The organism is Erythrobacter dokdonensis DSW-74, assembly GCF_001677335.1.
GTDB classification, from domain to species: Bacteria; Pseudomonadota; Alphaproteobacteria; order Sphingomonadales; family Sphingomonadaceae; genus Erythrobacter; species Erythrobacter dokdonensis.
The window spans coordinates 234,109-245,196 of sequence record NZ_LZYB01000008.1 but is presented as its reverse complement, the minus strand read 5'-3'; the positions used below and the strand labels follow the sequence as shown (position 1 = coordinate 245,196).

Annotated in this window: 11 protein-coding genes and 1 pseudogene; 9 read left to right on the top strand and 3 right to left on the bottom strand. The window is 67.1% G+C overall.

Annotated elements, in window-relative coordinates:
- The 9 genes and pseudogenes from I603_RS14760 to I603_RS13390 all read left to right on the top strand — a co-directional run.
- A pseudogene (locus I603_RS14760) lies at nt 1–789 on the top strand (hypothetical protein); the annotation flags it as partial.
- 49 nt (nt 790–838) lie between these two features.
- Nucleotides 839–1,711 carry a sulfurtransferase gene (locus tag I603_RS13425; RefSeq protein WP_068865723.1) on the top strand — a complete coding sequence of 291 codons (873 nt, stop codon included), beginning with the start codon at nt 839–841 and terminating at the stop codon, nt 1,709–1,711.
- On the top strand, nt 1,708–2,907 hold the full coding sequence (gene metC, locus I603_RS13420) for a cystathionine beta-lyase (RefSeq protein WP_068865722.1): 1,200 nt from the start codon (nt 1,708–1,710) through the stop codon (nt 2,905–2,907). The genes I603_RS13425 and metC overlap by 4 nt, the downstream gene beginning before the upstream one ends.
- A complete protein-coding gene (locus I603_RS13415) occupies nt 2,904–3,902 on the top strand; it encodes a mechanosensitive ion channel family protein (RefSeq protein WP_068865721.1) in 999 nt (332 codons plus the stop codon). Before metC ends, I603_RS13415 begins: the two co-directional genes overlap by 4 nt.
- Nucleotides 3,903–3,969: 67 nt before the next feature.
- Nucleotides 3,970–4,728, top strand: a complete 759-nt coding sequence (gene cobA, locus I603_RS13410; RefSeq protein WP_068865720.1) for a uroporphyrinogen-III C-methyltransferase — start codon at nt 3,970–3,972, stop codon at nt 4,726–4,728.
- Nucleotides 4,725–5,024, top strand: a complete 300-nt coding sequence (locus I603_RS13405) for a DUF2849 domain-containing protein (RefSeq protein ID WP_068865719.1) — start codon at nt 4,725–4,727, stop codon at nt 5,022–5,024. The genes cobA and I603_RS13405 overlap by 4 nt, the downstream gene beginning before the upstream one ends.
- Nucleotides 5,024–6,664 (top strand): nitrite/sulfite reductase, encoded by a 1,641-nt coding sequence (locus I603_RS13400; protein WP_068865718.1) that lies wholly within the window; start codon nt 5,024–5,026, stop codon nt 6,662–6,664. The genes I603_RS13405 and I603_RS13400 overlap by 1 nt, the downstream gene beginning before the upstream one ends.
- Nucleotides 6,657–7,112, top strand: coding sequence for a DUF934 domain-containing protein (locus I603_RS13395; protein ID WP_068865717.1), 456 nt, complete (start codon nt 6,657–6,659; stop codon nt 7,110–7,112). The genes I603_RS13400 and I603_RS13395 overlap by 8 nt, the downstream gene beginning before the upstream one ends.
- Nucleotides 7,102–7,878, top strand: coding sequence for a phosphoadenylyl-sulfate reductase (locus I603_RS13390; RefSeq protein ID WP_068865716.1), 777 nt, complete (start codon nt 7,102–7,104; stop codon nt 7,876–7,878). Before I603_RS13395 ends, I603_RS13390 begins: the two co-directional genes overlap by 11 nt.
- A 4-nt stretch (nt 7,879–7,882) precedes the next feature.
- Here I603_RS13390 and I603_RS13385 read toward each other — a convergent pair whose 3' ends face one another.
- Genes I603_RS13385 through cgtA form a run of 3 tightly spaced genes read right to left on the bottom strand, consistent with a single transcriptional unit; the run spans nt 7,883 to nt 11,057 of the window.
- The gene (locus I603_RS13385) at nt 7,883–8,800 is read right to left on the bottom strand and encodes an NAD-dependent epimerase/dehydratase family protein (protein ID WP_068865715.1); all 918 of its coding nucleotides are present in this window, start codon (nt 8,798–8,800) and stop codon (nt 7,883–7,885) included.
- The gene (gene proB / locus I603_RS13380) at nt 8,797–9,930 is read right to left on the bottom strand and encodes a glutamate 5-kinase (RefSeq protein WP_068865714.1); all 1,134 of its coding nucleotides are present in this window, start codon (nt 9,928–9,930) and stop codon (nt 8,797–8,799) included. The genes I603_RS13385 and proB overlap by 4 nt, the downstream gene beginning before the upstream one ends.
- A gap of 50 nt (nt 9,931–9,980) precedes the next feature.
- Nucleotides 9,981–11,057, bottom strand: coding sequence for an Obg family GTPase CgtA (gene cgtA / locus I603_RS13375; RefSeq protein WP_068865713.1), 1,077 nt, complete (start codon nt 11,055–11,057; stop codon nt 9,981–9,983).
- Nucleotides 11,058–11,088 lie beyond the last annotated feature (31 nt).

The following is an 11,088-nucleotide window of genomic DNA, read 5'->3' as shown; positions in this document are numbered from 1 at the left end:
GCAACGCCCGTGCCCGCGGCAACTGCGACCACCGCCGCGCCTGCCGCACAGGAAGCTGCCGTCACACCCGCGCCCGAGCCCGGCTTCGGCGCCCTGGAAACACCCGCCGCGCCGGTTGCACTGCCCGAAACCACCCCTGGCCCCGCATCCCTGGCGCTGGGCGAGCCGGTGCTCGACTGGCGCTGGCTGGCAGGCGCGGCTGCGCTGCTGGCGCTGGCGCTTGCCGGACTGGTCGCATGGCGCCGCCGCAAGCCGCGGGTATTGCGCCTTGCCGCACCCCCGCCCGAAACGCAGGCTGACGCGCCGCCCGCTCCGCCGCGGATCGACGTGGCGCTCGACATCACCGGTGCCACGCGCAGCGTGATGATGGTCACGCTGCAATACCGCCTGACCCTCGCCAATCGCACGGAGCGCGCGGTCAATGATCTCGGCGTGGCGGTTCAACTTGCCTGCGCCCAGCGCGGCCAGAACAATGCCGCCCCGCTTGCCGCCGCGCGCGGCCTTGCCCGCATCGCGCGCATCGGCCCGCACCAGAGCCAGGTAATCAGCGGCGAAGTGCAGATGCCCTTTGCAGAAGTCGCACCGATCATGCAGGGCCGGACGCCGCTGTTCATTCCGCTGGTTCACGTTACGATTGAAGGGGAAGGCCAGCAGGCGATTGCGCGCAGCTTCGTGGTCGGCACGCCAGGTCCGGGCAGCGAGGGCCGGGTCCAGCCGCTCCTGCTCGATATGCCGCCGGGCTCGCTTCCCGATCTCAAGGCGCGGGCGATCACCGCTCCTGCAGGCTGATCAGCCGCTACCCTTGGCGGCGCGGCGCAGGCAGGCTAGGCCTTGGCGCATGAGTGCTGATTTCCCGAGCCTTGTTTCGACCGCGTGGCTGGCCGCGCATCTGCACGAGCCGGGCCTTGCCGTGCTCGATGCCTCGCGCCACCTGCCCGCTGCAGGGCGCGATCCTCGGGCCGAATTCGCCGCGGCCCATATTCCGGGCGCGCGGTTTCTCGATCTGGCGGCGCTGGTGGACGAAACATCGCCCACCCCGCAGGCCCTGCCCCGCCCCGACCAGCTTGCCGCGCATCTCGCCGGACTGGACATCGCGCCCGGCGGTCGGATCGTGCTTTATGATGACAGCGCGGTGAAGACCGCGGCCCGGGCATGGTTCATGCTGGCGGCAAGCGGCTGGGAGACAGTCGCGATCCTCGATGGCGGGCTGGCGAAGTGGAGGGAAGAAGGCCGGGCGCTGGAAGGCGGCGTGCCGCAGCAAGCCCTCGCCGCCCTTCCCGCAAACCTCGCCCCCCCAAAAGGCGTACGCGACAAGGCGGCGATGCTTGCCAATCTTGAAACCCACGCCGAACAGGTGATCGACGCGCGCAGCGCCGACCGGGTGTTCGGCACCGGCACCGATCCGGTCCACGGCCTGCCGATGGGGCGCATCCCGGGGAGCCTCAACCTGCCCTATACCGATCTGTTCGCGCGGGACGGCACGTTCCTTTCCCCCGAAGCGATCCGCGCCGCCTTCGAGGGTGCGGGCGTCGATCTCGCCCGCCCGGTGACCACCACCTGCGGCAGCGGCGTGACGGCGAGCGTGCTGCTGTTCGCCCTCCACCTTGCCGGCAAGCACGATACCGCGCTGTATGACGGCAGCTGGAGCGAATGGGGCGCGGACCCCGCCACGCCCAAGGCGCAAGGGCCAGAACAGGGGGCGCAGGCATGAGCGGCGGCGGCGACGACAGCACCCGCAAGCCTGCCACCCGGCTCGTCCGCGGCGGCAGGCGCCGCGAATGGACCGGACCGGTGGTCAATCCGCCGGTGTGGCGCGCTTCGACCCATCTTTACGAAAGCGATGCCGAGCGGCGCGAGGCGGGCAGGACCAACACCGACGGGCAGTTCTTCTACGGGCGGCGCGGCGCGCCGACCCAGTGGGCGCTGGCAGAGGCGCTGACGCAGATCGAGCCGGGCGCCCACGGCACCGTGCTCTATCCCAGCGGGGTGGCGGCGATTGCAGGCTGCATGCTCGCTGTCCTCAAACCCGGTGACCGGCTGTTGATGGCCGACAATGCCTATGATCCCTCGCGCAGCATGGCGACGGGGCTGCTCGCGCGCATGGGCGTGACGACCGACTTCTTCGACCCGCTCGATCTGGATGCCTATGCCGCGCTGTTTGCCGATCCGGTCAGGGCGGTGTGGCTCGAAAGCCCCGGCAGCCTCACTTTCGAGGTCTGCGATGTCCCTGCGCTCGCCGCCATCGCCCGCGAGCACGGCGCGGTCAGCATGATCGACAACACCTGGGCCAGCCCGCTCGGTTTTGCCGCGCTCGAACATGGCTGCGACATCGTGACGATGAGCCTGTCGAAGCACGTCGGCGGCCATTCCGACCTGATGATGGGCTCGGCCAGCGCGGGCAAGCGCTGGTACACTGCTCTCCGGCGCACCGCTCAGGAACTGGGGCAGGTGGTCTCGCCCGACGATGCCGCGCTTGCCGCGCGCGGATTGCGCACCATGGGCGTGCGGCTGGAAGCGCAGACCCGCTCGGCGCTCAGGATCGCGCAGTGGCTGGAAACGCAGCCCGGGGTCGCGCGGGTGCTGTGCCCGATGCTTCCCTCCGATCCCGGCCATGCGCTGTGGCAGCGCGATTTCACCGGCGGCTGCGGCTTGTTCGGCTTCGTGCTGGCGAGCGAGGATCGCACCGCCGCCGCGCGGGTGGTCGACAGCCTTGAGCTGTTCGGTATCGGTTACAGCTGGGGCGGCTATGAAAGCCTTGCGCTGGCGATCGCGCCGAAGGACTATCGCAGCATCATGACCAGCCCCGACACCCCCGGTCCCGCAATCCGCCTTGCCATCGGGCTCGAGGATGCGGACGACCTGATCGCCGATCTCGCGCAAGCCCTCGCACGGAGCACCGCCCCATGAGCCGGCCTGCACCGCCCCGGAACGTCGTGTCGGGTTCCGAAGGCGCGATCGAGGAACTTGCCTCCCAGAACACGACCATCGCCGCGATCGTCGAGGAGCTCGACAGCTGGGCGCTGGCGGTCGGCAGCTGGCGGATTTCGGCTTTCGACGTGCTGTTCGGCCTTGTGGCGGTGCTGCTGCTGCTGACCGCGGCATGGCTTGCCACCCGTCTGACCCATGCCGCGCTGCGCCGCCTGACCGCGCTCGACGGGACGCAGCGGGTGCTGGCCGAGAAGATCGTGACCATCGTGATCTGGGTCGTCACCTTCTTCCTCGGCGTCGACCTGCTGGGCATCGACCTGACCGCGCTGGCAGTGTTCTCCGGCGCCTTCGGCCTTGCCATCGGGTTCGGCTTGCAAAAGACCTTCGGCAACCTGATTTCGGGGATCATCCTGCTGCTCGACAAGTCGATCAAGCCGGGCGATGTCATCAGCCTGACCGATCAGGCCGGGCAGGAAAGCTTCGGCCAGATCCGCAAGATCGGCATCCGCGCGATCTCGGTCGTCACCCGCGACAAGACCGAATATCTGATCCCCAACGAGACCCTGATGATCAACCAGGTGGTCAACTGGTCCTATTCCTCGAAAGAGGTGCGGGTGAAGGCGCCGGTGGGGGTCTCGTACAACAGCGATCTCGATCTGGTCGAACGCCTGCTCTATCAGGCGGTGGACGAGACCAAGCGCGTGCTCAAGCAGCCGCGAGCGCGGGTCAACATCATGGGTTTCGGCGATAATTCGGTCGATTTCGAAGTGCGCTTCTGGATCGAGGACCCCGAGGAAGGCCTCTCCAATATCCGCTCCGACGTGCTCAAGCGGGTCTGGCAATTGTTCCATGAACACGGGGTCGAGATCCCCTTCCCGCAACGCGACCTGCACCTGAAACAGGGCCAGCAGCTCGACCGCCTGATCGCGGCGCTGGAACGGGGACGGTCAAAGGGCGAGGACGAGGCGCAATAGCTCTGCTTGCAGCAGGGCAAAGCATTCTCGCTGGCACGCAAGGGCGCTCTGGCCCATCTGCGGCGTCATGCAGAACAGCGGCACCATCTTTCTTGTCGGCGCGGGGCCGGGTCCGGCGGACCTGCTCACCCTGCGCGCCGCCCGCCTGATCGAGCGCGCCGAGGTGATCGTACATGATGGACTGGTCGGCGCCGGGATCCTCGCGCTGGCACACCCCGATGCGCGCCTGATCTCGGTCGCCAAGAGCCGCGCCCGCCACACCCTGCCGCAGGAGGACATCAACGCCCTGCTTGTGCGCGAGGCATTGGCAGGCCGCGACGTGGTGCGATTGAAAGGCGGCGATCCCTTCATCTTCGGACGCGGCGGCGAGGAAGCCGAGGCCGCGCGCGAGGCGGGCGTTCCGGTCGAGGTCGTCCCCGGCATCTCCGCTGCCAACGGCGCAGCCGCCGCAGCGCAAATCGCTCTTACCCACCGCGAGGCATCGAGCATCGTCAGCTTTGTCGCGGGCCAGTGCAAGGGTCTGTCCGAACAGGACTGGTCGGGGCTCGCCGGCAAGGGTCGCACCTTGGTGATCTACATGGGTGTTTCCAGCGCACCCCTGATTGCCGAGAAGCTGATGGCCGATGGCCTCGCGCCCGACATGGCGCTCGCCGTGATCGAAAACGCCGCGCGCCCGGAGATGCGGGTCCTGCGGGGCTTGCTCGCCGGCCTGCCCGATCTGGTCGAGCGCGAGGCTGTGAAAAGTCCCGCGCTGATCGTCATCGGCGACGTGACCGCGCGCGAGGACGTGGCGGTGGCCGCCTTCGCACAGGTTGCCGCGCGATGAAGATCCTCACCGGCAATGACCTGCGTTCGGGCGCGGTGGTATGGTGGAACGGCTCCGGCTGGTCGCTGTTCGTCGACGATGCGGTGGACGTGGGCGAAGACGCCGCGGAAATCCTCGCCCGCGAGGAAGCCGCGCGCCGGGTGAACGTGCCCTACGCTATCGAGGCGAGCATCGATGCAGACGGCCATGTGCGCCCCGCGCATATCAAGGACCGGGTGCGCGCATTGGGCCCGACGGTGCGGCGCGACCTTGCCGTGCCGACGGCCGACAAGACCGGCTGGGACTGGGTGATCTGATGTACAAGTATGACTTATACGACCAGGCCATGGTCGATGCCCGCGTCGCCGAATTCCGCGACCAGGCCCGCCGCCGGCTGGAAGGCAAGCTCACCGAAGACCAGTTCAAGCCGCTGCGGCTGATGAACGGGCTCTATCTCCAGCTTCACGCCTATATGCTGCGCGTCGCCATTCCCTATGGCACGCTGGACAGCCGCCAGCTGGAAATGCTGGCCGACATCGCTGAGAGATATGACCGCGGCTACGGCCACTTCACCACCCGCCAGAACATCCAGTACAACTGGATCAGGCTGGAGGACGCGGCCGATATCCTCGCCGATCTCGCCAAGGTCGAGATGCACGCGATCCAGACCAGCGGCAATTGCATTCGCAACATCAGCAGCGATCACTTCGCGGGCGCGGCAGCGGACGAGGTCGTGGACCCGCGCCCCTATGCCGAGCTGATGCGCCAGTGGTCGAGCTTCCATCCGGAGTTCACCTACCTCCCCCGCAAGTTCAAGATCGCGGTGATCGCGTCGGATAAAGACCGCGCGGCGATGCGCCTGCACGATATCGGCGTGCGGATCGTCAAGCGTGCCAATGACTCTGGGGGCGAAGTGGGCGCGCAGTTCTATGCCGGCGGCGGCATGGGCCGCACGCCGATGATTGCGCCGCTGATCCGCGACTTCGTGCCGATCGAGCACTTCATCACCTATGCCGAGGCCTGCCTTCGGGTCTACAACCGCTATGGCCGGCGCGACAACAAGTACAAGGCGCGCATCAAGATCCTCGTCCACGAACTGGGCGCGGCGGAATACACCCGTCAGGTTGAAGAGGAATTCGCGCACCTGTTGTCGGTCGGCGTCGAACCCCCGCGCGAGGAACTGGCCCGGATTGCCGCGCACTTCGCCGATCCTGCGTTCATCGATGGCCCCAAGACCGTCGATCGCTCCGACCCCGATTTCGCGCTCTGGGTGGATCGCAATACCCACCGCCACAAGCATGATGCCTATGTCTCCGCCGTCATCAGCCTGAAGCCCGCAGGCGGGATTCCCGGCGATGCCACCGCCGAACAGATGCGGGTCGTGGCGCGCCTCGCGAAGCAATATTCCTTCGACGAGCTGCGGGTGATGCACACGCAGAACCTGCTGCTGCCCCATGTGCGGATCGCAGACTTGCACGCGGTGTGGAGCGCGCTGGATGCGGCAGGTCTGGCCGCCCCCAACATGGATACGATCGAGGACATCATCGCCTGCCCGGGGCTTGATTACTGCAGCCTCGCCAACGCCCGCTCGATCCCGCTTGCCCAGCGCATTTCGGAACGTTTTGCCGAAACCGGACGCACCGAGGTCGTGGGCGAGTTGAAGCTCAAGATTTCCGGCTGCATCAATGCCTGCGGGCACCACCATGCAGGCCATATCGGCATCCTGGGCGTCGACAAGAAAGGGGTGGAGAACTACCAGCTCTCGCTCGGCGGATCGGAGGCGGAGGACGTCAGCCTCGCCAAGATCACTGGCCCCGGCTTCGACGAGGACGGCGTGATCGCCGCAGTCGAAAAGGTGACCGACGTCTACCTTGCGTCACGCGCCGAGGGCGAACGCTTCCTCGATACCTATCGCCGCATCGGGATGGAGCCGTTCAAGGAGGCGCTTTATGGCTGAAGATATCGGCACCAGCCCCGATGAAGTGCAATTCCGTTTCCGCGAGGACGAGATCGTCGACCACGGCACGGTCACGGTCGATGCCTGCTGCGACCAGACCAACGCCACCGCCGTGCGGATCGAGCCGGGCGATGATGCACGCCTGCTGCTTCCTTTCCTCGATCGCCTAGCGCTGGTGGAGATCAACTTTCCCGCCTTCAACGACGGACGCGGCTATTCGGCTGCCCGCATCCTGCGCGAGGCCGGCTATACCGGCGAACTTCGCGCTGTGGGCGATGTAGGTGTCGACCAGCTTAGCCACATGCGCCGCTGCGGGTTCGACAGCTTCGCCCCCGACAAGCGCCTCGACGAAGAGGACGCTGCCCGCGCCTTTGCGACCTGGGCGAACGTCTACCAGCGCGCCGCCGATGCGCGCCGCACCATTGCGGACAAACGCCATGAAGCCTGACGCCGCCACCCCCGGCACGGACCGCACCCGCGATGAGCTGAACCTCGCCCCGCGCTTTACCGAGCATGATGCGGTGCGATTGAACCGCATGTTCCGCGGCTCCTCGACGCAGGAAATGCTCGAGGCGGTGATCGGCGACCGTCTGGCGGGCGATCTCGCGGTGGTGTCCAGCTTCGGCGCGGAAAGCGCGGTGCTGCTGCATCTGGTCGCTTCGGTAGACCCGAAGGTGCCGGTGCTGTTCCTCGACACGGGCAAGCATTTCGCCGAGACGCTGGCCTATCGCGACAGCCTTGTGGAGCGGCTGGGGCTCAACCTCGTGGTGCTGACCCCCGATCCGGCCGAGCTGGCGAAGAAGGATGAAACGGGCCTCAGGTGGTCTTATGATCCCGACGGTTGCTGCGAGATCCGCAAGGTGCGCCCGCTGGAAAAGGCACTGACCGAATACGATGCCAGCTTCACCGGCCGCAAGGCGTTCCAGTCCTCGACCCGTGCCAATCTGCCGCGCTTTGAAGTGGACAACTCCGACGCGCAGGGGCGACTCAAGATCAACCCGCTGATCGACTGGGATGCCAGCCAGATCGAGGCCCATTTCATCGCCCACGACCTGCCGCGCCATCCGCTGATCGCGCAGGGTTACCCCTCGATCGGCTGTTCTCCCTGCACCTCGCAGGTGCTGCCTGGCGAAGACCCGCGGTCGGGCCGGTGGAAGGGCTGGGACAAGACCGAATGCGGCATCCACAAGCCGGGCGAGGAGCCGTTTCTCTAGAAGTTCAGAGCCATCCCTCGCGCCGGTACCAATCGGCGGTCGCCCTCAGCCCCTCCTCGCCCCCGATACGCGGCTGCCAGATGCCCGGCGGCACGGCACGGTCGAAGCGCGATACCCAGTTGGGGTGCGTCATGTAGCCCACCCGGTCGGGGGTAAGCTTGGCGCGGTCGCCGCGTACCAGGCGGTCGGCGCCAGCGGCCAGATCGAGCACGGCGCGGGGCAGGTGCGGGGCAAAGACCGAAGGCCGCCCGACAGCCTTGCCGATGGCCAGTGCCAGCTCCTTGTGGCTCCACCCGCCCTCGCGCCCGTCGTCGGGTTCGTAAACCTTCTTCTTCGTCGGCGCGGCATTGCCAACCGCCAGCGCGACCAGCAATTCGGCAAGGTCGGCGACATGGATGATAGAGCTCGCCCCGCCCGGCGGCAGCGGCACGAAGCCCCATTTCGCGGTGCGGAACATCTCGAGATAATCGGTGTCGCGCGGGCCATAGACGCCGGGCGGACGGATGATCGTCCAGTCGAGTCCGCTCGCCTCCACCACCGTCTCCGCGCGCGCTTTGGACGCGCCATAGGCCGACAGCTTCGGTTCGCGCGCGGCAAGCGAGGAGACGAACACCAGACGTGTCACGCCGGCGCCCCGCATCGCTTCGATCACCCTTGCGGTGCCGGTCACGTTGGCGGTCTCGAATTCGGCCGGGTCGGGGGTGTTGGTCAGCCCTGCGACATGGAGCAGAGCATCCGCGCCTTCGCACATTGCGGCGAGGGCGCCCGCATCGTCCAGATCACCGCGCACCCATTCGGCCCCTGCGCGAGGCGCCTGCTCGCGGCGGGCCAGCGCGCGCACCTGATGGCCCTGCGCCAGCGCCGCGTCGAGAACCGCGCTACCGACGAAACCGGTGGCGCCGGTTATCGCCAGCAGGCTCATAGCAGCACCAGATGATCGCGGTGGATCACGCAGGCGCGCGGCAGGTGGCCGAGCCGTTCGGCCACTTCCTCGCTGCGCAGGCCCTTGATCGCGTCGCACTCGTCCCAGTCATATTCGATCATGCCCTTGGCAATCATCTTGCCATCCGGGCCTTCGACCTTGATGACATCGCCGCGCTCGAATTCACCGAACACCCCGATGATCCCCGCCGCGAGGATGCTCTTGCCGCGCTGCAGCGCCTCGACACAGCCCTGATCGACCCTGATCGACCCGTTGAACCGCAAGCGCCCCCCGATCCAGCTCTTCCAGGCGTTGTCGTCGCGCTTGGGCAGAAACAGGGTCCCCCGGTTCGCGGCCATGGCGCAGGCGATCGGCAGGTCGTCCACGCCCTTGATGATGGCGAGCGCGATACCGGTGCGTTCGGCGATCTCGGCGGCGAGCAGTTTCGAGGTCATGCCTCCCGAACCCTTGCCCGACGAGGACTTGCCGGACGCCATCTGGTGGATTTCCTCCGTCACCCCACGCACTTCCGGCAGGAATTCGGCCTCGGGATGAGCCGGGTCGCGATCGTACAGCCCCTCGACATCGGTCAGCAGCAGTACCCCTTGCGCCGAGGCCGCCTGCGCGACCCGCGCTGCCAGCCGGTCATTATCGCCGAAGCGGATTTCGGAGGTGGCAATCGAATCGTTCTCGTTGATGATCGGCACCGCCCCGCGCGCCAGCAATTCGCGCAAGGTCTCCGACGCGTTGAGATAGCGCCGCCGTCCTTCCAGATCGTCAAGCGTCAGCAGCATCTGCCCTGCCACCAACCCGTGTTCGGCCAGCAATTGCGCCCATGTCGCGATCAGGAACACCTGACCGACAGAGGCCGCAGCCTGGGCATGGGCCAGCGTCTCGCGACCGCCACCCGGCAGGCCGAGCATCGCTGCGCCCAGCGCCACAGCGCCCGAACACACGACAATGATCTCCTGCCCGCGCTCCCTTGCGCCGGCAATCTCGCTCGCCACGCTGCGCAGCCAATCGTGACGCAGCTCGCCATCCTCGTGCACCAGGAGCGCCGAGCCAAGCTTGATCACGAGGCGCGGGCATTTCTCGATATCGCGGAAGTCGAGCAGGTTCTCGATTCTCATGGGGTTCCCCGGAAAACTTCTTGTCCAAGCGGCGCGTGGCTAGGCCAGGGTCACAGCGGCGACCATTCGCCCGCGCTGCCGCTGTCCTCGTCCACCTCCTCCACGGCAGCGGCCTTGGTCTCGGTAGCGGTGCGGTCTGGTAGGTAAGCGAGCACGGCATCGAGAAGTTCCGGAATACCTTCGCCGGTCGCGCCGGAAACGGCAAATACCTTGTCCGCGCCTGCCGCGAGAAGTTCCGCCTGAAACGCATCGACCAGTTCGGCATCGGCCAGATCGCGCTTGTTCAGGGCCACCAGCCGCGGCTTGTTTTCGAGATCGGCGCCATAGGCGGCGAGCTCTTCCTCGACTATGCGCATCGCCTCGGCCGGGTCGGCCTTGTCGGTGCCGGTGATGTCGATCAGGTGGATCAGCACCCGGCACCGCTCGATATGGCCGAGGAAGCGGTCACCGATCCCCGCGCCGTCCGCCGCGCCCTCGATCAGGCCCGGAATATCGGCCAGCACGAATTCGCGCCCCCGGTGGCGCACCACGCCAAGCTTGGGGACGAGCGTGGTGAAGGCATAATCCCCGACCTTGGCGCGCGCATTGCTGACCGCGTTGATAAAGGTCGATTTGCCCGCATTGGGCAGGCCGACAAGGCCGACATCGGCCAGCAGCTTCAAGCGCAGCCAGACCCACATTTCCTCGCCCGGCATTCCGGGCTGGTGCTGGCGCGGGGCGCGGTTGGTGGAGGTCTTGTAGGACGCATTGCCGCGCCCGCCCATGCCGCCTTCGAGCAGAACGACACGCTGCCCGACCTCGGTGAAATCGGCGAGCACCTCGTCCTTGTCTTCCGACAAGATCTGCGTACCGACCGGAACCTCGATCACCAGCGGCTTGGCGCTGGCACCGGTGCGGTCGCGGCCCATGCCGTGCCCACCGCGCGGCGCCTTGAAATGCTGGGTATAACGGAAGTCGATCAGGGTGTTGAGGCCCGCCACCGCCTCGAACACGATATCGCCGCCGCTCCCGCCGTTACCGCCGTCGGGGCCGCCATATTCGACATACTTCTCGCGCCGGAAGCTGACGGCCCCAGGGCCGCCCGCGCCGGACTTGAGATAGATCTTGGCCTGGTCGAGGAAATGCATGGGCGCTCCCTTAAGCATTTCATCCCGCAAT